At 56.2% G+C, this 23,575-nt stretch carries 20 protein-coding genes; 13 read left to right on the top strand and 7 right to left on the bottom strand.

Going from position 1 to position 23,575, the window contains the following annotated elements; translation table 11 throughout:
* Positions 1–18 precede the first annotated feature (18 nt).
* The 3 genes from glsA (at position 19) to GQF00_RS09945 (ending at position 4,225) form a co-directional block, all read left to right on the top strand.
* Positions 19–1,080, top strand: coding sequence for a glutaminase A (gene glsA / locus GQF00_RS09935; protein WP_161318990.1), 1,062 nt, complete (start codon positions 19–21; stop codon positions 1,078–1,080).
* The gene (locus GQF00_RS09940) at positions 1,080–2,249 is read left to right on the top strand and encodes a YdiY family protein (protein ID WP_161318991.1); all 1,170 of its coding nucleotides are present in this window, start codon (positions 1,080–1,082) and stop codon (positions 2,247–2,249) included. Before glsA ends, GQF00_RS09940 begins: the two co-directional genes overlap by 1 nt.
* Before the next feature lie 410 nt (positions 2,250–2,659).
* Positions 2,660–4,225 (top strand): hypothetical protein, encoded by a 1,566-nt coding sequence (locus tag GQF00_RS09945; protein ID WP_161318992.1) that lies wholly within the window; start codon positions 2,660–2,662, stop codon positions 4,223–4,225.
* Between the two features lie 138 nt (positions 4,226–4,363).
* Here GQF00_RS09945 and GQF00_RS09950 read toward each other — a convergent pair whose 3' ends face one another.
* Positions 4,364–4,837, bottom strand: a complete 474-nt coding sequence (locus GQF00_RS09950) for a peroxiredoxin (RefSeq protein ID WP_161318993.1) — start codon at positions 4,835–4,837, stop codon at positions 4,364–4,366.
* 258 nt (positions 4,838–5,095) lie between these two features.
* On the opposite strand from GQF00_RS09950, the gene GQF00_RS09955 reads away from it, so the two are divergent.
* From GQF00_RS09955 to GQF00_RS09985, 7 genes are all read left to right on the top strand, one after another.
* A complete protein-coding gene (locus tag GQF00_RS09955) occupies positions 5,096–6,268 on the top strand; it encodes a glycosyltransferase (protein WP_161318994.1) in 1,173 nt (390 codons plus the stop codon).
* On the top strand, positions 6,265–7,734 hold the full coding sequence (locus tag GQF00_RS16830) for a GMC family oxidoreductase (RefSeq protein ID WP_161318995.1): 1,470 nt from the start codon (positions 6,265–6,267) through the stop codon (positions 7,732–7,734). The genes GQF00_RS09955 and GQF00_RS16830 overlap by 4 nt, the downstream gene beginning before the upstream one ends.
* Before the next feature lie 114 nt (positions 7,735–7,848).
* A complete protein-coding gene (locus GQF00_RS09965) occupies positions 7,849–9,078 on the top strand; it encodes an FG-GAP-like repeat-containing protein (protein WP_161319223.1) in 1,230 nt (409 codons plus the stop codon).
* 64 nt (positions 9,079–9,142) lie between these two features.
* The gene (locus GQF00_RS09970; RefSeq protein ID WP_161318996.1) at positions 9,143–10,363 is read left to right on the top strand and encodes a VCBS repeat-containing protein; all 1,221 of its coding nucleotides are present in this window, start codon (positions 9,143–9,145) and stop codon (positions 10,361–10,363) included.
* Positions 10,364–10,458: 95 nt separating this feature from the next.
* Positions 10,459–11,592 (top strand): NAD(P)-dependent oxidoreductase, encoded by a 1,134-nt coding sequence (locus GQF00_RS09975; RefSeq protein WP_161318997.1) that lies wholly within the window; start codon positions 10,459–10,461, stop codon positions 11,590–11,592.
* A 3-nt stretch (positions 11,593–11,595) separates the two neighbouring features.
* A complete protein-coding gene (locus tag GQF00_RS09980) occupies positions 11,596–12,780 on the top strand; it encodes a hypothetical protein (RefSeq protein ID WP_161318998.1) in 1,185 nt (394 codons plus the stop codon).
* Between the two features lie 65 nt (positions 12,781–12,845).
* Positions 12,846–13,511 carry an SDR family oxidoreductase gene (locus GQF00_RS09985; protein ID WP_161318999.1) on the top strand — a complete coding sequence of 222 codons (666 nt, stop codon included), beginning with the start codon at positions 12,846–12,848 and terminating at the stop codon, positions 13,509–13,511.
* A 20-nt stretch (positions 13,512–13,531) separates the two neighbouring features.
* Here the strand turns inward: GQF00_RS09985 and tmpT are convergent, their stop codons facing one another.
* From tmpT to GQF00_RS10000, 3 genes are all read right to left on the bottom strand, one after another.
* On the bottom strand, positions 13,532–14,185 hold the full coding sequence (gene tmpT, locus GQF00_RS09990) for a thiopurine S-methyltransferase (protein WP_161319000.1): 654 nt from the start codon (positions 14,183–14,185) through the stop codon (positions 13,532–13,534).
* A gap of 19 nt (positions 14,186–14,204) precedes the next feature.
* Entirely contained in the window at positions 14,205–16,253 is a 2,049-nt protein-coding gene (locus GQF00_RS09995) for a VIT and VWA domain-containing protein (RefSeq protein WP_161319001.1), read from the bottom strand.
* A gap of 183 nt (positions 16,254–16,436) precedes the next feature.
* Complete coding sequence (locus GQF00_RS10000) at positions 16,437–16,934, bottom strand: hypothetical protein (protein ID WP_237440458.1); 498 nt, start codon at positions 16,932–16,934, stop codon at positions 16,437–16,439.
* A gap of 192 nt (positions 16,935–17,126) precedes the next feature.
* Here GQF00_RS10000 and GQF00_RS10005 point away from each other — a divergent pair, with 192 nt between their 5' ends.
* A complete protein-coding gene (locus tag GQF00_RS10005) occupies positions 17,127–18,374 on the top strand; it encodes an oxygenase MpaB family protein (protein ID WP_161319002.1) in 1,248 nt (415 codons plus the stop codon).
* 253 nt (positions 18,375–18,627) lie between these two features.
* Here the strand turns inward: GQF00_RS10005 and GQF00_RS10010 are convergent, their stop codons facing one another.
* The gene (locus tag GQF00_RS10010; protein ID WP_161319003.1) at positions 18,628–19,113 is read right to left on the bottom strand and encodes a YajQ family cyclic di-GMP-binding protein; all 486 of its coding nucleotides are present in this window, start codon (positions 19,111–19,113) and stop codon (positions 18,628–18,630) included.
* A 192-nt stretch (positions 19,114–19,305) separates the two neighbouring features.
* Between GQF00_RS10010 and GQF00_RS10015 the strand changes: the two genes are divergently transcribed.
* Positions 19,306–20,265, top strand: coding sequence for a hypothetical protein (locus GQF00_RS10015; RefSeq protein ID WP_161319004.1), 960 nt, complete (start codon positions 19,306–19,308; stop codon positions 20,263–20,265).
* A gap of 14 nt (positions 20,266–20,279) precedes the next feature.
* Positions 20,280–20,546, top strand: a complete 267-nt coding sequence (locus tag GQF00_RS10020) for a hypothetical protein (RefSeq protein WP_161319005.1) — start codon at positions 20,280–20,282, stop codon at positions 20,544–20,546.
* Between the two features lie 378 nt (positions 20,547–20,924).
* Here the strand turns inward: GQF00_RS10020 and GQF00_RS10025 are convergent, their stop codons facing one another.
* Complete coding sequence (locus GQF00_RS10025) at positions 20,925–22,349, bottom strand: hypothetical protein (protein ID WP_161319006.1); 1,425 nt, start codon at positions 22,347–22,349, stop codon at positions 20,925–20,927.
* An 18-nt stretch (positions 22,350–22,367) separates the two neighbouring features.
* Entirely contained in the window at positions 22,368–23,525 is a 1,158-nt protein-coding gene (locus GQF00_RS10030; RefSeq protein WP_161319007.1) for an amidohydrolase family protein, read from the bottom strand.
* Positions 23,526–23,575 lie beyond the last annotated feature (50 nt).

Raw genomic sequence — 23,575 nt, forward strand, 5'->3', positions numbered from 1 at the left:
TCAGAGGGAGCATGAGCAATGCAATATACACATAAATTTTTCAGCCTGATGTTTGCAGGCATGCTGGCCATGGCCAGTGCCAGCTGCTCGGCTGAATCCGACGCAACTGCTGCCACCGGTCCGGTGGACAGCAAACTGACTGAAAAGAACATCAACGCCGAATTGAAGAAGGCCTATGACAAGTACAAGGGCCTGAAAGAAGGTGCCAACGCGGATTACATCCCGGCGCTGGACAAGGTGGATTCCAACATCTTCGGTATCGTACTGGTGACCGTGGACGGCAAGGTCTACAGCGTGGGCGATATTGATTCCCAGGTCTCCATTCAGTCCATCTCCAAAGTCTTCACCATGGCCAAGGTGACTGAAGAGAAAGGCATTGATGCGCTGCCCAAGAACGTGGGTGTGGATGCCACCGGACAGGTGTTCAACTCCATCTACGCCATCGAGCAGAACCAGGGCCACGAGATGAACCCGCTGGTGAATGCCGGTGCCATCACCACTACCAGCATGGTGTCAGGCAAGAGCTACAACGAGATCTGGAACAAGATCCTCGGTTACTACAGCGACTTTGCCGGTCGCGAGCTGACAGTGCTGGAAGATATTTACAAGTCTGAAGCCGCCACCAACCAGCGTAACCAGGCTATCGCCCACCTGATGTATGCCTATGGCCACATCGAGGGAGATCCGCTGCAAGCCACCGACATCTATACCCGTCAGTGTTCTGTCGGTGTGAATGCCAAGGATCTGGGCATGATGGCGGCGACTCTGGCCAATGCCGGTACCAACCCGGTGACGGGCAAGCAGCTGGTGAAGCCGGAAGACATGCCGGAGATCCTGGCGGTGATGGCCACCGCTGGCCTGTATGATGATGCCGGTAAGTGGCTGTACAAGACCGGCCTGCCTGCCAAGAGTGGTGTTGGCGGTGGTATCATTGCCGTTTCCCCGGGCAAGTTCGGTATTGCGGCGATTTCCCCGCCGCTGGATGCGGCCGGTAACAGCGTGCGCGCCCAGAAAGCCATTGCCGATATCTCCGCCGCGCTGGGTGGTAATCCCTACGAGACTCAACCCTACGGTAAGTAATGACTGATGTCGTCTCTGCCGGACCGGCACTGCCGGTTCCGGCCTCAATGCCCTGCTACAAGACAGGCATGATGAAAAAGGCAGCCTTTCTGGCTGCCTCTTTCGTTGTGGCTGCGATGCCTGTTTGTGCATACGCCGAACAGACCTTTGATAGCGCCGCCAAACCCCCGGAAACCTGGACGCCACCCCTGTTCGACGTGCAGCAGTGGGACTGGATTCAGGTGGATACCGGTGAGTGGGTAAAGGGGCGCCTCAAGGTATTGCATGATGAGTCCGTAGAGATCGACAGTGATCATTTCGACCTGATTTCCATCGACTGGGAAGACATTGCCTATATCCGCACCGGACGTGTCATGTCGGTATTGCTTGAAGGTGGCGAGGTGGTGCTCGGTCGGCTGACAACGGTCAATGGCAGGCTGCTGGTGGGTGGCGAGGAAGTCACCTTCGAGGAGGTGGTTGGCATTGCCAGTGCTTCCCCTCGTGAGTTTGATCTCTGGTCTGCCGATGTGTCCGTGGGTTTGAATTTTCGCAGCGGTAACGTGGAGCAAAAGGACCTGAATACCAAGATGGTTCTGAAGCGTCGCACAGTGAAGAACAACACACGGATGAGCTATACCGGGAATTATTCCGAGTCTTCATCGGAGCAAATAGCCAACAATCATACCGCTGAAGCGTCGCACGATTACCGGATCAGTAAGCGCTGGTTTTTTCGGCCAGTGCAGGCCCAGTATTATCGCGATCCCTTCCAGAACCGGGCGGCAGAGTGGACGCTAGGATTTGGAGGCGGCTATCAGATTTTTGATACCCCGAAACTGGACTGGAGCATTGCAGCGGGGCCGGGTTACCAGCGAACCGAGTATGTGGACGTGGCACCCGGAGAAGATAGAACCGTTTCGACACCGGCGTTTCTGATTGGCAGCTTTTATGACAGCGAAATCACCGAGAATATCGATTTTATTGCCGAGTACCAGGTAACCCTTACGGAGCCCAAGGGCGGGCGAGCCAAACATGATTTTTACATGGCACTGGATGTGGATCTGACCAGTCGCCTGGATCTCCGTCTTGCGGGCACCTGGAAACGCATCGAAACTCCGCAGCCGGATAGTGATGGCATTACCCCAGAGAAGGATGACTTTACCGCAACCCTGGGCTTGTCGCTGGAAATCTGAACCCCCCGCTTCGACTATCCGGTCTTGCGCTCTTTCCTGCAGAAGTCCGGTTTGTCCAGAAGAATGGACGGCAGAAGTGTGCACCTCGGTCATTCGCTCAGGCAATCTGATCGCCGGCAAACCGGAAACGCGCCTCTTTGTTTAACGCATCAACGTGGGCAGGTACTAGCTTTTTGGCTAAGCAAATCTGGATTGGCTTTAGGCTGGAAAGATAGAATTCTTGAAAAAAACGTTACCCCAGTCGCTTTCGCTAGAATGGGAAATGTGACGGATCTATGCTCAGTATAGATCTCAGGCGCCATTCAGGAGGCGTTGTCATGAAGCGTTTAAGGACGCTGCTGACGGGGTGTTTTCCGATTTTTTTGACTGTTATCGCGAGTGGCCCCGTCCTGGCAGCAATGGATTTCCAGGTGCGAATACTCGCTGTCGGAGAGGGCAATGTGGTGCCTCCCGGTGAGCCCTTTCCGATTCGCTATGTGGTAACCGCCAATAGTTATTCCAGTCACTATTACTATGTTGATGGTGTACTCAGGAAAACCCGCAGCAACAGCAGTACGGGTTCACAGGCGGGAGAATTCTCGGTGACTTACCCCGGCGGATTTTCCGACGGTGACAGGAAAACGATTGCCATTTGTCTGCAGCATGATGGTGATCTGGTCTGCGATGAGATCAGTATTCGTGCCGGTCAGGTATTGCAACTGGATCAGGCGGTGGAAGTGCACACCGTCGGTATCAACAATCATGTGCCTGCTGGCCAGCCCTTCGACATTTCCTATGACGTGTTAAAGCCCGGCAGCTCAAGTCATTACTACTATGTGGATGGGAGTCTGGCTGCTACGCAAAGCAAGGGCAGCAATGATGGTGGGGAGTTTTCCATTACCTACCCCTGGGGGCTGGCGGTGGGTGAGAGTACCCATGTGAGGATTTGTGTGGACACAGCTGCAGAGCAGGCCTGTGGTGAGAAGCTGATTACGGGTGGCCCTGCGCCTGCAGGTGCCGACGCGCCGGCTGCCTTTGATGCAGATGTGATGAATGATCACTTTGTGACGTATGGAAGCTGTAACCCGGTTTGCGGTTATTACGAAAATATTTATTACGGCGACAGCTCGGTGAGCTGGTTGCCAATTGTGGGGCCGGATAGTGAGCCCAATGGGCTGCGAATCGACGTGTATTACCCCACCCAGGATGGCAGGGTGCATAGCGGTAGTGAAACCAACACTCTGGTGATCTATGCCCATTCGGCAAACCATACCAAGGAAACCATGCTGGGTCCCAAAAAGGGAACTTTGGCATCGTATCTTGATATCGAAGGTGGAGGGGCTGGCGGCGTTACGGTAGCGGCACTGGATTTTCGACATCCCGCGAAGGATATTGATGAAAACGGTTATCCTGTTTCAAAGGATGACATGAGCCATGCCATCCAGTTCTTTCGCTATTATGCGGATGTCTTCAAGATCAATCCTGATGATATTTTTATTACTGGTTCGTCGCTGGGTGCCGGTGCAGGTATCCATGCTGCAGTGAAGGAGATTGCCAATCCTGATGATCCCTCACCGGTACGTCGGGTTTCCTCTCGCGTTCGAGGGGCATTCCTTGCCACAGGGCAAAGCTCCTTTTCTCCACAATGGTTTCGACGTAATTTTCTGGAAGAGGAAGTCTGGCCTTATTACCAGCCTGATTTCTATGATGACGAGGAGCGTTCCATCTACGGTCACGCGGTGGCGGACGTAGATGAAAATTCGCCGATCCTTGAGCTTGGCTATGAAGCTGATTTCATTGATCACAAGGTCACGGCCAGCGAAAAAAGCAACAAGGAGGTCGATCTGACTCACTTGCCGAATTACGGTCTGACCATACTGAACCAATACAAGCTACACGGTATTGATGACCGGATCATGGTGCGGGAAAGCTATGGTGGGTCTTTCGGGGGAGATTCTACCCGGTTCATCATGCGGAACCGTATATCGGGGGACTGAAATAGCAATGAGTGGCGAGTTACGAGTTACGAAAATCAAAACCTGCATGGGGATAAATGTTCTCCGCTCTTGAATTTCGCAACTCGCAACTCGTGACTCGTAACTCGCTTCTTTGGATTTTCAGACGTCAGGCAATAATTACAACTGCGCCAGCACCGTCTCGGCGCTGCTCTTGTCCACGCCTTTATCATCAACGCCGATGTATTCCACCACGCCATCGTTAACGATCATGGCAAAACGTTTGCTGCGTGGGCCCATGCCGAAGCCGCTGGCATCCAGTTCCAGGCCCAGTGCTCGGGTGAAGTCCGCATTGCCATCGGCCAGCATGGTGATGTGCTCGGCATTCTGGTCTTTTTGCCAGGCATCCATCACAAAGGCATCGTTCACCGCCATGCAGGCAATGGCATCTACCTTTTCAAGCAAGGCATCGGCATTGACCACAAAGCCGGGCATGTGGGTGTTTGAGCAGCCGGGAGTAAAGGCGCCGGGTACTGCAAACAAGACAACCTTGCGGCCTTTGAAAAAGGCGCCGGTATCCAGATCTTCCGGGCCATTGTCTCCATTGGTCTTGATGGTAACGGCGGGTAGGGTGTCGCCTTGGGAAATGCTCATGGTGGCTCCTTCAGAATCGCTGAAAAAATAACGCGTGGACTCACACTGTGGGGGTCTTGGTTGTCGAGTTCAAGTAAACCATGACACAGGTGAAGACAGGAAAAATCCAGGTGTCGGTGTCTCCACGGTTTTCTCATTTTTGCTTTCGGGCAGCGCTGCGGGGGCGTGCTTTGCCAGTGGATCGGCTATTGCCTCTTGCCTGCGCTGACGGGAAACGCCACTCTGTGGCGGGATTGATGATTGGGGGCGGGGGTGTAAATGGCGAGAATTCTGTTCTGCTGGGAAATGGGCGAGGGCATGGGGCACGTGGTGCCGGTGCGCAAGATGCTTGAGGGACTTGTGCGGCAGGGCCATGAACTGGTCGTCGCTGCCGTGGAGGTGCATACCGCCCGGCGTGTACTTGGGCCGCTCTGCAAGGCCATTGTTCAGGCCCCCAGCCCGGTGGATAAACGCTATCCGCTGGGGAGACAGGCAGAAGGTTTTGCCGATCTGTTGTCGCTTAATGGCTTTGCGGATGAGGCCAGTTTGCAGGGACGCCATCATGCCTGGTGTCAGCTGGCCGGTTTGTTCAAGCCGGATCTGCTGATTACCGAGCACAGCCCCGGCGCCCTGTTGATGGCCAGGGCTCTGAGTATACCTGCCGTGCATGTGGGCACCGGCTTTACCTTGCCCCCTGAACAGTCGCCCATATGCTTTCCCGGCTTCAAGGCTGGCGAAAACGGGCAGCGTGAAAAGCAATTTCTGACCATCTTCAACAAGCTGATCCAGGCATCCGGGGGGCAACCGTTAGGGCAGTTGTCTGATCTGTTCAACGCAGTGGCGGGGCGGTACCTGCTCACCTTCGAAGAGCTGGATCACCTTGGCCCCCGTGAAGGGGTTCCCTACATGGGTGTGGAGGTGCCTGTGGATGGTGAGGGGCCACTGTGGCCGGAGGCGGGTCGCCATCAACTGTTTGCCTACCTGAAGCCGTTTGCCGCTCTTGAGGGTTTTCTGACTGCGGTAAATGCCATGGGCCTATCTCTGTTGATGGTCCCGGACCGGATTGACCCTGCTATCCTGCGTCGTCATCAGAGTTCCAATATCCGCATCGTCACTGAACGGCAGAGCATGCAGGCGGTGATCGAACAGTCGGACCTGATCATCTCCAATGGCAACCACGGCACTGCGGCGGCGGCTCTGCTTGGCGGCGTTCCCATGCTGTCTTTCCCGCTCCACCAGGAGCAGGAAACCTGTGCCCGCCGTGTGGCAGGTTCCAGTCTTGGCGCCACGTTGCCGGTCAAGGACGGCAAGGTCATCCCGTCCCTGCTGGAGACCATGCTGGGGAATAACGCCATGCAGGCAGCCTGCAGCAAAACAGCGGCACGTTATCAGGGCTTTGATTATCAGGACAGCATTACCCGGATGGTGCAGGAAATCGGAGTCATGCTGTGAACCGCCGGCAGTTTCTTCGTGATTTTGGGTTGAGCTTGTCGTTGTCTCCAGTAGCATTGCTGTCAGGGTGCCAGAGCAAGCTTTCAGCGGAGTTCGTCATCGTGGGCTCCGGGCCGGCCGGTATTGCCCTGGCTGACCGCCTTGCCCAGGCTGGAAAGCAGGTGTTGGTGCTGGAAGGGGGCGGGCTAAAACCCGACAGAACGCAGCAGGAAATGCACGCCGTGGAGCCCGGCCGCTGGGGCCTGGCCTATAACTTTGGTTGGGCGACCCAGCGTCTGTTGGGTGGCACCACCAACCTGTGGCAGAGCCATTCCCCGCGTCCCCTGGAGCAGGAACTGCATTCCGCCAGCCTGCGTGGCGTGGGCAAGGACTGGCCCTTTTCACTGGCGAGCCTGACACCCTGGTTGCAATCGGCTGAGCAATGGCTCCATGTGCGGCCGTCCGAGCCGGCCATGAATCCGAGCTTGCCCGTCAATCCGTTCATTGCCAGCAGCGAAGGGCTTCGCAAGCGGTTGGCGGAAGCGGGCTATCAGCACCTCGAAGCCGGTGCCTACGGCATGGTTCACCATGAAGGCATGGATGCATTGAGATTACTGGAAGACGGGGAAATTGACCGCGTAGCCGGCTTGAGAACGGTGGCACTGAAAGATCACACCACGGTCCGCCGTATCCGCATGAGCGGCGGGCGTGCCGTGGCGCTGGAATGTGCTGACCGACAAGGCAAACCGCTGGAGGTGGAGGCGGGCACAGTGATTCTCTGTGGTGGCGGTGTACAGACCCCCCGGCTGTTATGGAACAGTGCCAGCAGCAATGGCGGGGTGGCACCGGGCAATCACAGCGACTGGCTGGGTGCCGGGTTTATGGAGCATCCCGGACAACAGATTTATGGACGACGGGAGAAGGCGTTGTTGCCGCAAGGGGCACAGGAAACCCATGTGCATGTCCGTGACATGCTCCATGACCCGGCCTGTGACGGCATCCGGGGTACGCTATTCCACGTGGGCCTCAAACCCGGGCCGCAGGGCTCGGAGTTCACCATGGTCGAGGTCTTGTTTGAGCAGGAACCCGATAAACAAAACCGTATTCTTCCTGGCCAGAAGACCGATGCCCTGGGTGACCCCCTGCCACGGGTTGATTATCGCCTCACACCGGAAGACCGGCGCACCATCAAGGTCGGCAGCGATCTGCAACGCCAGCTTGCTGAAGCAGTGGGAAGTATCGACAGACAAACTCCGCTGCGGCCCGGGTCTCACCATTTGATGGGGGCGACACGTCTTTCACGGGATCCCCGCGACGGAGTGGTGGATGCCAACCTCAAAGTCTGGGGTACTGAAAATCTGTATGTAGCCGGCAGCAGTGTCTTTCCCAGCGGAATGACCGTGCCGCCAACCCTGATTCTTACGGCGTTGAGTCAACGCTTGGCGGCGCTACTTTTGGAGCAGAAGAAGAACGAATTAAGTTCATAAAACATTTTCTGAGAACTATTTCACATTGTTGAAAAAGTAACCTAATATCATCAGCAATTGTAAAAAAATGGCCAAGAGTTAACGGCCAGAATCTGGGGTTAATGGGGGAAAATCATGTCTTTATTCAGTCGACAGCCACTGGCTGCCGCCGTGCGTGCGTCTGTGCTTGGCGGTGTCGCCATCATTGCCAGCCCTTCATACGCTGGTTTCACCGAAGTGACAGAAAATAATCCGTTCGATGCCATTACATCTGGCACGGTAATGCCGTCCCTGACGCTGCAGGATTTCGATGATGATGGTGATCTGGAAGCGGTTGTCTTTCATGCCAGTGATGAGGATGTGTCGCCGTTTGATGGCCACGATATCAGCTTCTATGAGAATACCGGCTCTGCACAAAGTGCCGAATTTACCCAGATCCCGGACTCTTATGCTCCTGGTTACGGTGGCGGCGATACCTTCGAGGAAAACCCTTTTGCCAGTAGCTGGTCCTATGCGTCCTACGGTCACCCGGTAGCCTCCGGGGATCTGGACGGTGATGGTGACGCAGATTTTATTGGCGGTTCCAACACCTCTAGCGTGGAAATGTGGTTTGGGGTCACGACGACAGATGCCTATGGCGAAGCCGCCAGCCTGGCCGACGGCTACCACAACGGCACCTATTACTGGTCTGAGAGTCCCTATTACGGCCAGGGCCTGGTGCCTTATCTGGACGCATACGGTGGCTATGCCTCCGCGGTGCCTTTGGATATTGATGGCGATGACGACATGGATCTTGTCGTCATGGATAACCAGTTTGTCCGTGTTTATCAGAATAATGGCCTTATCGAAGGCGTGGTTCAGCTCAATGAGCTCACCGGTAGCACTAACCCCTTTTATGCTGGCGCTTCCAATAGCGTCCATATGGGCATCCCGGGAAATATTCCAGCCGTGAATCACTCGGCACACTACGGCGCCCCGCTGGCTGCTGGCGATGTGGACAATGACGGGGATATGGATGTGATTATGGGGGTCCGTAACGGTCCCGGTGACATGCTGTTGTTCGTGAATACCGGCACCGCGGGCATGGCGGTGTTTGAGCAACAGTCCGATGCCTCTCTGGATGTATCCACCGACATTTTTGCTGCTCCGGTGATGGCCGACATCGATAACGATAACGATGATGATCTTGTTGTCGCCGAGCAGCAGGCCAGTGGCACTGCGTCTTATCGGTTGTTCCTGAACGATGGCGCGAGTGCTGTGGCGGACGACAACAACACAGGTAACAGTAGCAGTTCTTCAGGTGGTGCCATGGGGGGGCTGCTTGCCGGCCTGTCTCTGTTGCTGCTGCGCCGTCGCCGGCGTTAACACTATAAAGCCCGACAGGTAGTCGGGCTTTTATTTATCGGATACATAAAAAAAGGGGAAAATCATGAAATCATTCAAGCGTCGCCATCTTGTTGTGGCGATTGCCGCTTCCGTCGGCTTCACCGGGGTCGCTCACGGCGCCTTTGAAGAAATCACTGAAAACAATCCGTTTGCAGCCATCACTTCCAAGGGAGAAAACCCGTCCCTGGTGATGATGGATCTGGATAATGATGGCGACAAGGATGCACTGCTGTTTCACATCTACGAGCAGAATGATTCCTATCCGTATAACTACGGTGGTATCAGTGTCTGGGAAAATGTGGGTAGTGCCACGGCGCCGGAGTTCTCTAATGTGCCAGACCTCTATGGCGGTGCTCAGTATGCGGGCCAGGAAATTGCGGTAAGCCCGTTCGAAAATGATTACGATAGCTACTACGGCCACCCGGTTTCTGCAGCAGATCTGGATGATGATGGCGACCTGGACTTCTTTGGTGGACAGGATTGTGCCTATAACAACTTGCAGCTTTCCTATTCAGAAGTGGAAAGCGATGAGGGCGGCGTTGTTACCGGGCTGACCCAGTACCAATACAATAACGAAGGATATGGCTCAAACCCCTTCTACCAAAACAGCCTGGCACCTTCTGCGGCCTACTCTGGTTGTGGCGATGCCGCCTTTGCAGCCGGAGACCTGGATAACGATACCGATATCGATATCGTCAGTGTGGACTCTAACGTACTGCGCGTTTTCAAAAATGATGGTGAAGATAGTAATGGCGCCTTCATTTTCAATGAGCTGGTTGGTGCTTCCAATCCGTTGATGGAAGCCAGCGCGTTGACGTCTGCGTATTACGGTGCGCCTGCAGTCTTGCACGATGTGGATGCCGACGGAGACCTGGATCTGGTGATGGGCACCGTGTCTGCCGCGCCGCTGCGTCTGTTCATTAATGAGGGTACCGCGTCCACAGCGGACTTTGCCGAAGTGGAAGACACCACCGGCAGCATTGATGTGGAATCCTCCGGTTGGGCGGCACCGACCTTTGCGGACATGGACGGTGACGGCAAGGATGACCTGATTGTCGTGGAGCTGGCGGCTGCAGCCCCCATGACGGGCGAAGCTGTGTCCAAAGGACCTGCGCCAACCACGCAGACCATTCGTTATTTCCGCAACACCACTGTGGACAACAGTGCCGAGGAGCAAGGTTCCTCCTCTTCCAGCGGTGGTTCACTGGGTATCGCGGCTGTGTTGATGGGCATGCTGTTCGGGCTGCGTCGTCGCCGTCGCTAAGCCTGCTCGCGTGATAAAGAAGCGTCCGGGTTTTGCCCGGGCGCTTTTTTTTCGTCTCAGGCATGATGAAGCAAACAGCAAAGAGTGGTGAGTCCATGTCCCGTATTGCTATTTGTGGCACCGGTTTTATCGGTACTGGCCTTGCGCTTGCGCTGGAGCAGCACCCACGCCTGACGGTCAGCCAGGTGTTCACCCGTCGTTCGCTGGACCAGGTGGCGCATCCGTTGCCTGCTGCGCTGACCAATGACCGCGATGCCCTGTTGTCTGACTGCGACCTGCTGGTGGAATGCAGTGGTGATGTGCTGCTGGCCACGGAGATGGTCGTTTCTGCCCATGCGCGTGGCATCCCCGTTGTCACCATGAACTCGGAGTTTCATGTCACCGTCGGTAGTGCCTTTGTGGAGACGGGTTATCTCACCGAAGCGGAAGGAGATCAGCCTGGCAGTCTGGCGGCGCTGAATGAAAAAGTGACGGCCATGGGATTCAAGCCGGTTGTATTTGGCAATATCAAGGGCTTCCTGAACCCGACGCCCAATCCGGACGACATGGCTTTCTGGGCAGAAAAACAGGGTATCAGCCTGCCCCAGGTTACGGCTTTTACCGATGGCACCAAGATCCAGATTGAACAGGCGCTGGTGGCCAATGGCCTTGGGGGGACGCTGCTGTGTCCGGGGATGCAGGGACCGACATCTGCCGATCTGGAAGCGGCTGCCAGGCAACTGGCTGCTGAGGCCGAAGCGATCGGCGACGTGCCAGTGAGTGACTATGTGCTCAATGCGGGCGGGCCGGCGGGCGTCTTTATCGTGGCTCGTCATGACGACGCCCAGCAACGGTTCCTCAAGTACCTGAAACTGGGTGAAGGGCCTTACTATTTTCTTCTGCAGCCATTCCATCTCTGTCACCTGGAAATGGTGGGTACGATCGAAGCAGTACTCGATGGTAGAGCTCCATTGCTGACCAATGGCCGTTCTCCCACGGTGGGGGTGTGTGCCATTGCCAAGACGGACCTGGGGCCGGGAGACAGGATCGAGCGGGCGCTAGGCAGTTTCCAGTTCCGGGGAGAAGCCATGGCCTTTGAAGCGCACCGGGAGTATGCGCCCATCGGACTGATGCAGGATTGCCAGGTGGTGGGTACCATTCAGGCCGGGCAGCGAGTTCGCTGGGATCAGGTGGAATTACCGGATTCCCTGGCTCTGCGCTGTTTCAGAAACTTGCTGGAAGAGAGCTAAGGCATGGCGCATCTGGTAGTAGGCTGGGAGCTGGGTCATGGCATGGGACATATCATGCCACTACGCATGCTGGCTGAAGTCCTGCTGGAAAAAAAGCACCGCCTGACCTTCATCGTTCGTGATGTGGCGGTTGCCAGGCGTGCCCTTGAAGGGCTCGATGTTGCCTGGCTGCAAACGCCCAAGGTGACCTATCGACCCTGGGAGTTGACCCGGACGGACTGTTATTCGCAGTTGCTGGGCAACGTGGGGTTCCGTGATGCGGAGAAGCTGGCGTCCACGGTGAACGGTTGGTGTGGGTTGCTGGAGGCGTTGAATCCGGACGCGGCCTTGCTGGAATTCGCACCGTCGGCAATGATCGCCTGCTATCTGCTGGATATTCCCTTTGCCCTTCAGGGCAATGGCTTTTTCTGTCCGCCGGTTGAGGGAAAAAATTTTGGCACCATGAAGGAAAAAATGCCGGCAGCGCAAAGAGAGCGCGAAGATCTCATGCTGTTGGAGAGCATTAATCATGTCATCGGAAATCGCCGCCCGTCACTTCAGAGTGTGGCTGATCTTTACCGACTCTCGCGACATTCCGTATTGACCAGTTTTGCCGAGTTGGATCATTTTTGTCGCGAAAACAGTGACGGATTCCGCGGGGTCTGGGTGCCCTCAGTGCCCGTCGCCCCCAAATGGCCAAAGGCAACAGGGAAGCGGGTGTTTGCTTATCTGAATGGTCGGCCCGGTGTCGACAGGGTGCTGGCCATGTTAAGCAAGACCGGGCTTCCTACCCTGATTTATTGCCCGGAAGTACAAGGCAAGTTTCGGGCGCCTTTCGAGAACGCGCATTGCCAGTTTCTGGATGGGCTGGTGGATATTCGCAAGCTGGCGCAGCAATCCGATCTTGGGGTTTTCCACGGCAACCATTCTTCCACTGCCATCTTCATGCTGGCGGGAACGCCGACCATGCAGATCCCGTTGTACATGGAGCAATTGATGTTTGCCCGTCGGGTAAAGGCTCTGGGTGCGGGGGAAATTGCCACCCTGGATCAGCCTCAGCGAATTGCAGCTGGCCTGAATGCCCTCTTGACTCGACCGGAGTATAAAGAGAACGCGTTACGTTTTTCGGAGCGCTATGGTGATTATGATCAGCAAGCCTCCATCCGGCAGGCAGCGGGTGAAATGGAAAAGGCATTGAACCTTCCCTGATAACTTCCTCGCTGTGTTACTGGTCGGATAAGCTTGTCGGGACTGGAAATCCAACGGAGGACAGCATGAGCAAAACAATCGTTATTACCGGGGCGAACCGGGGCATTGGTCTTGCCATGGCAGGCATCTGGAAGGCCCGCGGAGACCGGGTGATCGCCACCTGTCGTGAACCGTCCGCGGCGCTTGCTAAGCTGGGTGTGGATGTCATTGATGGCATTGATGTGAGCCGGGAAGACGGTGTGATCAATCTGCAGAGCGGATTGGGCGATACATCAGTGGATGTGCTCTTCAACAATGCGGGCATCATGCTCAGCGAAACGGTGGAGCATATGAACTATGACCAGATTCGTGACCAGTTCGAAGTGAATACCCTGGGGCCCCTGCGCGTCACCCTGGGTTTGCTGGATAATCTCCATGCCGGCAGCAAGGTTGGCCTGATGACATCGCGGATGGGTTCCATTGCGGACAATACCTCCGGGGGCAAGTATGGTTACCGGATCAGCAAGGCAGGACTTAATGCGGCGGGCAAATCCCTGGCGCATGACCTGAAACCGAAAGGCATTGCGGTGGCGATTCTTCACCCGGGCTGGGTGCAGACGGACATGACTGGCCACAGCGGCAACCTGACCACGGAACAGGCTGCGGCGAATCTGATTGAGCGCATGGATGCGCTCAATCTGGATAACACTGGTACCTTTTGGCACAGCGATGGTTCGGTCCTGCCCTGGTAGCCCCGAATGCCGGCTCCGCTTTAACGGGCGGTCAGCAGGCTGCATTGTTCATACAGTGCGGTGAGGCCACGTTCCGCAAAGCGCGGCTCGTGGCAAATGATGTTTTTTTCGCTTAATCGTTCGATGAGATAAGTCTCGTCATACAGCGAAGAGACCAACTGCGGGTCTACCGAGAAGGGTGGGCCTTCCATTTGTGGTTGATCATAGCTGAGTGTAATGAGCAGCTGCGGGGAGCGCTGGGTCAGCGTTACCAGATGCCGGGCATAGCGTTGCCGCAGGGTATCGGGCAGCGCAATCAGCGCCGCGCGATCATAAATCGCATCCACCTTGCCCAGGGTGGCGATGTCCAGCGCGAAAATATCGCCCTGGAATACGCTGAAATTACCGTGCTGATAGTATTTACCCGCAGTCCACTCGTGCACCTCGGGCTGTACTCCCCGCTGTTCAAACAGGGCAATAACGGCCTTTTCCGATAACTCTACGCCCACCACGGTCAGACCTTGCTCAAGCAGGTACCCCAAGTCCAGACTCTTGCCACACAGGGGGACAAAAATTCGTTGCCCAGGCGCAAGAGACAGGGCTGGCAGGAAGCGTTTCAGCAAGGGGTGTACCTGGTTCAGATGAAAGCCGATTTCCCCTTTGTCCCACTTATCCTGCCAGAACCCTTCATCCATCCTGCTATCTCCTGTTGTCTTATGATCGACGACGTCGCTGACCCGCCACCAAGAGTATCAGGAAGGGCAGCAGTGCGCCGAGGCTGAATGCGCCGCCACCACCGCCACCGCTGAAAGATGGACGCGAAGAGGTGTACATGGGCTGTGCATTATCTACACGGTTGCTGGTGGGCGGGACGCTTTGCCGTTGTGCCTGTGCCAGCTTTTCCAGTTCACGACGCTTGGCGTTGCGACGATCAATCCCGTATTGGGCAAACATCTCATCGCGCAGTACCACCATGGAGGTGTAGTTGGTGACCAGCCCGTATTCGATGCCCAGATCCACAATCCCGTTTTGCAGGTCTTTTTCTTCACCGAAGTTATCGATCTCCCGTTGCATCTGCTGGATGGTCGCGTAGGCCCACAGGCGCTCCAGCTCGGGGTTTGCCCCGCCCTGTTTGGGGAAATCAAAACCAGTGCGATAGGTTTTGTCTTCGCCGCCCACATTGGCTTTAAACGTGACGTTTGCCGGGCCATCGCCCCAGTAGTGCCCCATGAGGATGATCTGACGCCCGTGATAGACGGTGCCGATTCGTTGCGGTTGCAGGTCTGCGGTGCGCACGCCATCAATATCAATGTGCACGTCGTTCATCGCCTGATGCGTCAGTTTGCTGGTGGCGGTGAGAATCTGGCCGACGATGTCGTCGCTGTTCGAGACACTGATGGCGAAGCCATTACTGGCATCGGTCATGGCGGTGAGCAGTGGCCGGTTGGCGCTGTTGCCCATGACAAAGGTGAACAAACGGACGTCATGTTTTTCCAGTAATTCGAGAAAATCTTTTTGCCGGGTTTTCCCCACATTGGCGACACCGTCCGTGACCAGCACAATGCCGGTAGGGCGGTCCGCATCCAGGGGGTTCAGGGCCAGACTGAGTCCGCCAAACAGGTTGGTGCCGCCACGGGTTTGCAGCCGGGAAAGTTTGCCAGTGTAACGCTGCACGGATTCCGGGGTGGCGGTGACAAAACCGGAAGTCATCTCCTCGGCGCGATCATCAAACAGCACGATGCGAAAACGATCCTCGGGGCGCATTTTGCCCAGCGCTTTACTGACACCATCGGCCAGTGTGGCCAGTTTGCCTTGCATGGAGCCGGAAATATCCAGCACAAAGATCCAGTCGCTGCCATTGCTGATTGGCGGCAAGTCGTCGCCGGGGGTGAGTGTCATCATGAAGGTACCGCGGTCCTTGCCGGGTGCCTTGTAGGCAACCAGATCCACAGCACCAGGCAAGCCTGCCTTGTGACGCCAGTACACCACGATATCCTGATCGAGCCGGAAGGCAGGTGGGGCGGCATTATTCTGCGGCTGGCCTTCCTGATGGGCCACGGATCGGTTGTCTATTTTGACGGTCCATTTTTGCGGGCCGCTCTGGGTAACCAAGGCCTGGGGATGAGCGGGGAGTCGTACGGCATCGACGGGATAACTGCTGCGCAGGTTCATCGTGAAGGTGAAATGTTCTTTGACTGCTTCGTTGGCAGTCCAGAACGAGAGTGTTTGTTCATCCACGCCGCCTTCTTCCAGAGGGTAGACGTACCGCCCGATGCTGGTATCGATAAATGCCGGCTGCAGGTAAACCAGCTTTACGCGGGTGTTCTGCCCTGCGCGTACCGGGCTGACGAATACGTCGAAGGCTTTATAACTGTCTTTCTCGGTGAGCCCGGCGTCGCGCCCTGCGGCCTTTTCCTGTTGGTAAACCTCGCGAGCCTTTTGCTTCTCCAGCACTTCGCCCGTCACGGGTTTGCCATCTATCCAGACAGTGAATTCGGCGACGGTGCCTTTTTCCGGAACCGGAAAGCGGTAGTAAGCCTCCAGATCCTGATCGTTGGGGTTATGGAAAACCTGTTCCACTTCCGTGATGGCGTAACCGTCTTCCACATCCACGGTGACATGTTGTTCGCGAATCTGTAGCGCGGGGAATGTGGTGTTGACCGGTTGCATCAGGCCTGCGGCATGCAGGCTTTGCGAAAGCGTGAGCGTCAGCAGTAACGATAGCCCTGCCAGGAGATGTCCGAGTCGATGTGGTAAGGCCATGGTCTGGCTCCCTGTTGTTGTCATCAAGCCTGTTATAGGCGGGAGCCGGCATTTTGTTAAACGATGTTCATTAACAGGATTTTACCCAGGGTGTTCAATAGAAATTGTTACATCGCCAGAAAGGGAAAAATCACATCAACGCAACTGCTGCGCATCAGGCGAGATGCTGTCACGACACCAGAGTTATGTTGTCTGGCGAAGTTGCTTTGCAGTGTCTGTAATCAACATGGCGAAATCCGGTTTGGCGACCACGGCCAGTACCAGAGTGAAGATGCCATTTAGCAACGCCAGCTCGGCATCGGCCTGCATCAGACTAAGTGCAATGATGATCACCGAAACGAAGTCCAGCGCACCCAGCAGCATGAACATGCTGGCCTGGGTTTTGGCCGCGGCCTGCTGATCCATATCCTCACTCACTGTATGGCTCTGCAGGGGGCGTCCGGCAATGGCGGAAGGAGACAGGACAAGGTTTCGCAGCGGGCGGGCAATCACCAACATCAAGCCCATGGCTCCCATGGCGACCATACGCAGGGTGTCGGCGGGCAGGAGTTCAGCAGGTGCTTTGAAGTTACCAAACCAGACCAGCAGGCTGATGGCGATACCGATCATCAAGGGTGCAGATAAGACGGTGAACCAGAGAAGGGTCATGCGTTGCGCATGGCTGTTCACAGTGTTGCTCATGAGGATTCCTTTCTTTTTGTAATGCGGGGACGGTAGCAGGTCACCGGTGGATAAAAAAGTGCATTCTGTTTCTGTCATAGAAGGACATTATGCCCGCGATATCCTTGCCAGCGCGCAGCCTCACGGACAAGGTATGGCAATTAGAACTTGTCAGTTTTTATTTGCCCAGTCATGGGCAGAAAGGAGAGAACCATGACCGCCATGTTGCAGGAGCTGCCGCTGGATCCCGCCCGGCTTAACCGTGTGGGTGACCCCAATCGTCCGGGCGTCAAGAAAGTGCGGAGACTGTTCAGGTGGATACTGGGTTCTGATCCCCAGCCAACGGAAGGGCAGATGAAGGTGATCCGTGAATCCATCCTTTCCGGTGATCCCCTGGCTGATGCCGTGGTCGCCATGTATGGCCAACTGCCTGCCGGGCAGGGTCGCAAGATGTTGGACCAGGCGCTGGAGCATGGCATCAACAGTGTCGAGGCGCCGCCGGAAGAGCTGGTTGACTTGTTTCGGCAGGTCGATCATGAGCCTATCTGGCTGGATCGTGACCTGATCCGTCTGGGTTGCGAAGTGTCCTATCGGGTGGGTATCTCCGGGGAGCTGGTGCTGCGGAACATGTCGCTGATGGGCGGCTATTTAGCTGGTGCTGCGGCCAAGCCGCTGGTCTTTACCGGGCAGCTGGACCGGATGGCAAACCGCCGTCTGGTAGAGACCGGGAAATTCTGGATGGATGTGACCACCCCAGGTGGACTGGAGCGGGATCAGGAAGGCTTCAAGAGTGCCGTGCGGGTTCGTCTGATGCACGCCCAGGTACGCAACATGCTGCTCAAATCGGATAACTGGGACATGCGCTGGGGGTATCCACTCAATCAGTGGGATTCCATGGGGACCATTCTGGAATTCTCGGTGATTTTCCTCACCGGGTTACGCTCCCTGGGGTATTTGTTCTCCCGTCGTGAGCGGGAAGCAGTTGTCCACCTGTGGCGTTATGTGGGTTACCTGATGGGCGTGGATGAGCGCATCCTGCCCACCAATGAGCAGGACAGCATGCGCGCCCTGTATCACCTGATCGCCACCATTGGCCAGAGCGATGAGGATACTCGCAGGCTGGGTGAGGCGCTTGGGAATGCCTCGTTGCAGAATCGCGAGGGCTGGCTGCAGGAAAATCTCGGCAAGCTGGAGTACACCCTGCGTGCCGGTTACTCCCGCTATATCCTGGGCGACGAAGCGGCGGACAAGCTGGGTCTGCCACGGACCCTGACAAAATATTTCTGGCCCGCCCAGGCGCCGCTGCGGATGAGTGCGGAGCTGGTTCGCAAGGCCACGCCCGGTGCCAACAAGGCGTTGATGTGGCTGGGCGAAAAGGCACGCAAGAGCCAGTTCCCGGAGCAGGTGAAGAAGTTAAAGGCGGATACCACCTTTACGCCGGTGAAAAAACTGTTTCGATGATGAGAGCTACGAGCTACGAGAAGCGAGTTTCGAAATTCAAAAGATAACCTTTCCTTTGTAGCGAGTTTTGATCTTCGCTTCTCGAAACTCGACACCTTTTATTCTCACCTCAAGCGGTGCTCTTACAAAAACCGTCTGTCAAAACGCAAGAGGCCGCGTCCGAATTCCAGGCGCGGCCCCTTGCGTTTCAGTATCTACAACGATTCACTCTCGTTGTAGCTTGTAGCTTGTAGCTTGTAGCTAGAAGCTGATGTTAGTCCCTGAAATTATTGAACTGTAGAGGGATCTCCAGTTTGGATGCTTTCAGAAGTGCAATGGCTTCCTGAAGATCGTCGCGCTTCTTGCCATTCACGCGCACCTGTTCACCCTGGATGGAGGCCTGTACCTTCAGTTTGGCGTCCTTGATCATTTTCACGATCTGCTTGGCGGTGGGCTGATCAAGGCCTTGCTTGAAGGTCAGGGTTAGGGAAAAGGTCTTGCCGCTATGCTCCGGTTTTTCAGGGCGATCAGCGCCAGCGGCACTGATTCCCTGCTTCACGGCGGCCTTGGCAAAAATATCTTCCAGCTGCTGAACCTGAAAGTCAGAGACTGTTTTCAGAGTGACGGTCAGGCCCTGCTGCTCGATGCTGGCTTCTACACCCCGAAAATCGAAACGGTTTGCCAGGTCTCGGTTGGCGTTTTCCACCGCGTGGCGCAGGGCCACTTCATCAATCTCGGAGACAATATCAAAGGACGGCATGGCGTCGGCTTCCCTCGGCTATTCAACGGCTGCCAAGTATAACCGCTGACGGCCCGCTGTGGCAGGTTGCAACCCAGGTCACATTCCTGAAAATTGGTACCTTTGAAGCATATCAGTGAACCCGCCTCGGGATTATGTTGCCTGTGCTGCACGGGATTGTGCAGCACCATACATATGCCAGGAGGCACTATCATGTCATTGAAGGAACGACTGTCTGCGGACAGTCTCATGGAATCCCTGCCTGTTTCACGGGATCTACTCACCCGCCTGGGGCTGCTTGGCGCCCAGGTGTCCCGCAAGATTGCCATTGACCAGGTCAGCATTGATAACGGCACGCTGCATAACCTCAAGGTGGAAACGGTCAATCTGGGCAGTGCCAGCATTGGCAGCCTGAAGGTGGAAAACGGCTCGGCCAGCGTGAACAACGCCAACGCAGTGCTGAATCAGGTGCGCAGCATTGTGGAGCTGGGCTTTCACCTTGACTGGAAAATTGATCTCGGCTGGATCGGTAGCTGGGACGGCAGTGAGGACATGGGCAGTCTCGATATCCCGGTGGATCTGGGCACTATCACCGTGCCGGATCTGGGTGATATCGACCTGCAGATACCCAGCATTGATATCCCCGGCCTGGTGGCCGAAATGAAACCCATTGATCAGCTGGATCTAGGCAACCTGGATCTTGGCGGGGTGCGGTTGGACAAGCTGAGCCTGCCCAGCGCGGGTTTGTCTATTACCGGGATGGGAGTCGGGGAGCTGACACTCAGCTCCGTCACGGTACCCTCAGCGGACGGTGAGGCCATACGGGTGAATCGTGCAGCACCCACCCGCCAGCTTTCTCTGCCCGGTGCCAGTCTGGCGAATGTGTCGATTCCCTCCATCAGCATGCCCACTGCCACCAGCGGCGCTTTCAATGCCGATGCAACCGCCTCGGACAAGTCTGTGGGTATCGATGTGGGCATCCTCAGGGTCAGTGTGCGGGTAACGCCCACGGTGCATCTCAATGTGGGCAGCATGACCCTCAGCGATGCTCAGCTGGCAGCGGATCTGGGCAAGGTATCGATCAATGACATCAGTTTGCCGGTTTCCCTGGAAGGGATTACTGGCGGTGAGCTGGGGCTGAACAGCATCAGCGTTAACAAACTGACATTCTGAACAAGGAGAGGGACATGTCACTGAATCACAAGCAATTTGAAAAGCGTTGGGAGCAGGCACACCGCAAGCAGCGCCCACAAATGAAAAAGGCATCGATTGCCCCGGTGGTGCACCTGTCGGTGATTTCTGTACTGGACAACTACATGAGCCAGTTGCACAAGGCGGTGGAAGGTCATGCTTTGAGCAAGGAAGAGTGCGATGAAGTCTGCAAGAAAATTGCAGAATTGAAACCGCTGGCCAAGAAGGCAGATAGCAAAGCGGCCAAGTACCTGCGGGTGTAACGCCTTCCCGCAGGAACCGGAGTGCAACGGAGGTAACAGCCGCAGGCTGGCCCGGAGGGTGAGCGCCGCGAATAACCTGCCTGCAGGCGATCCGAGCCTAAGCGAGGAAACAAAAACAGTTTCGAGTTACGAGAAGCGAGTTTTGAAAGGCAAAAACCTGAAACTCGCGCTTGGTCTCGGATCTCCTTCAAGCATGGGTTCATAGTCGCTGTGGGAGCCTGCCTGCAGGCGATGGGATATATATCGAAGGCAAATCGCTTGCAGGCAAGCTCCCACAGCAGTTTCATTCTTGGCGTCAGGCGTCAGGCGTCAGGCGTCAGGCGTCAGGCGTCAGGCGTCAGGCGTCAGGCGTCAGGCGTCAGCTGCGTGCAGCGTTTCTTAAAACGCCAACACCATATCCGTGGTAAAGGCCCAGCCGTTGCCGCCCAGCTGGAAGGGGACACTGCTGTAGCCCACTGGTGAATCCTTCAGATACAACCCCTGCACATTGAAACGGAACTCCTTGCGCTTGAACGGGAACCAGTTGAAGCCCACGCTCAGGTCATGGGGGGTGCCGTATTCGCCCTGAATTTCCGAATACGCCACATAGGGTTGCAGCACTTTGGGGATGGCCATCATGGAAGCCTGAACGGAATAGCCTTTGTCATCCAGTTCGTCCACCGGCAGCGGGCCGGTGGCATCGAACTTGTCCACCCAGCGATGGTAGAACTCGGCCTCCAGGAACCAGCCCCGGTACTTCAGGCCCGCATTGGCAGCGGCCATCTGGTAGGTGGCCTGATTGATGGCCGTGCCGTTACCGAATGGATCGGCCTGGAAGATCAGGGTGCCGTCAGACAGGCGGATCTGTGAATTTTCGAATGAGTTGGTGCCCGGCTGGGCCTGGGCATCCTCCCGGCTGTGGGTGAAGTGAATGCCAAAGCGGGTGGCCAGTTGTTCGTGGAATTCGTAATCACCGAATCCTTCGCCGGGGCCGAATTCTCCGGTGGTGGGCATCCACCATAATGAACCGGAGGCAGTATTGAGCCCGTCATCCAGCTGATTGCCGCTGACGCCCAGCTGGCTCAGGTTGTTGCCGAGCATGGCGCGGTACATCAGGCCGTCGGCGATTTTGCCTTCGGCCCAGATGCCGGTGGTGTAGGAACCACGGAAGAATTCATCGGCGATGGTGCGGTGGTCGTTCTTCAGCCAGTTGGGGAAGGTGTAGTTGGTAGACCGGGTAGAGGGCAGAGCACCGATACCGGCATACAGTTTGAACGCCGGGTTAAAGTGATAACCCAGGTTCCCGGCCACCACCACCTGGGCCGGGTCGCCCTGGCTGGTGTTGGAAGTCCAGGTATAGAACAGGTATTGCAACTTGGGATCAAAGATCCAGCCCTTGAAGCTGATGTTCACTTTCTGGAACTGGAAGTCATTGCGTGGATCGATGTTGCTGGTGTTCCCGAAGCTGTCGGTATAGGTGCGGTCGAAGTCTTTCTGGTTCAGGTAACGGGTGTAGCTGAAGACTCCGAAATTTACCTCGCCCATGTCTGAACTGAACAGGTTGAAGCCCCGGCCGGGACGGTAGCCCAGGCTTCTGCCTGGCTGGGGCGTGGCGGCCGGTGGCGCGGCGCTTTCCCCATACAGCTCGGTCTCCAGCTGCTGGATGCGTTGATCAAATTGCTGGCTCTGTTGTTCCAGGTTCTGGCGCAGGGTTTTCAGTTCCTGCAGTTGTTGCTCTACATCCTGCGAACCGGTTTCCGCAGTGGCGGGTGACGCAAGCGTGGCGACGCAAAACGCCGCTGAAAGAGTGGCTAATTTTCGCATTCCCGATTCCTTTCGTTATCAGTTGTTTTCATCTGCCGGACAGACATTGGGTGCGTTGTAATCCAGTTCCATCAGCTTGAAGTAGTTGGCGCCCAGGGCAATGTTGTGGAACGCCTGGTCATCCAGAGCCCTGAGCACTCTGCTGGTGACTTCCAGCTCCTTGGCATACTGGTCATCGGCCTTGTAACCCGCTGCAACGAAGTCGGTGCCGGGCAGAATGCGAGTGGAGTATTTGTTGAGGAAGGGGACATAGATCTCGCCCCACTGATGATACTCGTTGTAGAGCACGTCCCAGGAGATATCCAGCATCAGGTGCGGATAGGTATCCAGCAGGTTGCCGAGAATCTCCACATGGCGGGCAGGATCCATGTTGCCCAGTTCCTTGGACAGCCCCATATGGGCCCAGACGATCTTGTTGTCCGGATAGGTCTCCAGAATGTGTTGCATCAACGGCAGGAACTCGGTGGGGTTGGCGTCGTTGCCCAGATCGGAATGGAAAGTGACCGGGATGCCGCGCTCGCGCAGCACCTTCATGAACGGACCCCACTGGTTGATGGATTCTATGGTGGCGGGCTCGTGATTGTTCTTCAGCAAGGCCTGCTTCATGACATTCAGTTCACCACTCCAGCTGAACATGCCCGGGTACTCGCGGTCGTAGAGTTCAATCAATTCCGCGATGTTGTCGGGGTGTGCCAGATCCATGAAGGTCATGGACAGGGTGATGTGCAGGTTCTCGGAGGGATAGGCCACCGTTTCCATGCCATTCACGAAATCATTCTTGATGCTGGGCATGGCGGTGACGCCGGGGCAATCCAGGTAATAGTTGCAGCCGGAATCCAGTTCCAGAATTTGCCCGATACCAAAATAGTTCACAAAGCGAACGCCCTGGTCTTCCAGCATGGTGTGGAGCTTTTCAACCGGGATGGCAGCGCCACCGAACGGACGCGGGTGGAAGTGGGCATCCACCAGCGGGGTATAGGGTTCGCGGTCGCGGTCGTAACAGGCCTGCTGATCACTGGGTTGGCTCAGCGAGGCCAGAGTGCGGGGATTATCGCTGCGGGTGCCTGCGTCGCTGCCCAGGGAAGCACAGCCACTGATTAAGGCGCCCAGGGAGAGGGTCAGCAGAGCGGTGCGAAGAGGTATAATGGTGCTGCGTGCAGCAGGAAGATTAGCCATATCCGTTAGCCCTTTTAGAAGATCCAGATCCTTTGTGGCCAGGTAAACGC

Source organism: Alcanivorax sp. DP30 (assembly GCF_009882945.1).
In the GTDB taxonomy this organism is placed as follows: Bacteria; Pseudomonadota; Gammaproteobacteria; order Pseudomonadales; family Alcanivoracaceae; genus Alcanivorax.

Excerpts from the sequence above, each read along its gene's own strand:
- GQF00_RS09985 (WP_161318999.1), top strand. The coding sequence starts at position 12,846 with ATGAGCAAAACAATCGTTATTACCGGGGCGAACCGGGGCATTGGTCTT.
- GQF00_RS09980 (WP_161318998.1), top strand. The coding sequence starts at position 11,596 with ATGGCGCATCTGGTAGTAGGCTGGGAGCTGGGTCATGGCATGGGACAT.
- GQF00_RS09950 (WP_161318993.1), bottom strand. The coding sequence starts at position 4,837 with ATGAGCATTTCCCAAGGCGACACCCTACCCGCCGTTACCATCAAGACC.
- GQF00_RS09965 (WP_161319223.1), top strand. The coding sequence starts at position 7,849 with ATGTCTTTATTCAGTCGACAGCCACTGGCTGCCGCCGTGCGTGCGTCT.
- GQF00_RS10010 (WP_161319003.1), bottom strand. The coding sequence starts at position 19,113 with ATGCCGTCCTTTGATATTGTCTCCGAGATTGATGAAGTGGCCCTGCGC.
- GQF00_RS09975 (WP_161318997.1), top strand. The coding sequence starts at position 10,459 with ATGTCCCGTATTGCTATTTGTGGCACCGGTTTTATCGGTACTGGCCTT.
- GQF00_RS09970 (WP_161318996.1), top strand. The coding sequence starts at position 9,143 with ATGAAATCATTCAAGCGTCGCCATCTTGTTGTGGCGATTGCCGCTTCC.
- GQF00_RS09955 (WP_161318994.1), top strand. The coding sequence starts at position 5,096 with ATGGCGAGAATTCTGTTCTGCTGGGAAATGGGCGAGGGCATGGGGCAC.
- tmpT (WP_161319000.1), bottom strand. The coding sequence starts at position 14,185 with ATGGATGAAGGGTTCTGGCAGGATAAGTGGGACAAAGGGGAAATCGGC.
- GQF00_RS09940 (WP_161318991.1), top strand. The coding sequence starts at position 1,080 with ATGACTGATGTCGTCTCTGCCGGACCGGCACTGCCGGTTCCGGCCTCA.
- GQF00_RS10030 (WP_161319007.1), bottom strand. The coding sequence starts at position 23,525 with ATGGCTAATCTTCCTGCTGCACGCAGCACCATTATACCTCTTCGCACC.
- GQF00_RS10020 (WP_161319005.1), top strand. The coding sequence starts at position 20,280 with ATGTCACTGAATCACAAGCAATTTGAAAAGCGTTGGGAGCAGGCACAC.
- GQF00_RS10025 (WP_161319006.1), bottom strand. The coding sequence starts at position 22,349 with ATGCGAAAATTAGCCACTCTTTCAGCGGCGTTTTGCGTCGCCACGCTT.
- GQF00_RS09995 (WP_161319001.1), bottom strand. The coding sequence starts at position 16,253 with ATGGCCTTACCACATCGACTCGGACATCTCCTGGCAGGGCTATCGTTA.
- GQF00_RS10005 (WP_161319002.1), top strand. The coding sequence starts at position 17,127 with ATGACCGCCATGTTGCAGGAGCTGCCGCTGGATCCCGCCCGGCTTAAC.
- glsA (WP_161318990.1), top strand. The coding sequence starts at position 19 with ATGCAATATACACATAAATTTTTCAGCCTGATGTTTGCAGGCATGCTG.
- GQF00_RS10000 (WP_237440458.1), bottom strand. The coding sequence starts at position 16,934 with ATGAGCAACACTGTGAACAGCCATGCGCAACGCATGACCCTTCTCTGG.
- GQF00_RS10015 (WP_161319004.1), top strand. The coding sequence starts at position 19,306 with ATGTCATTGAAGGAACGACTGTCTGCGGACAGTCTCATGGAATCCCTG.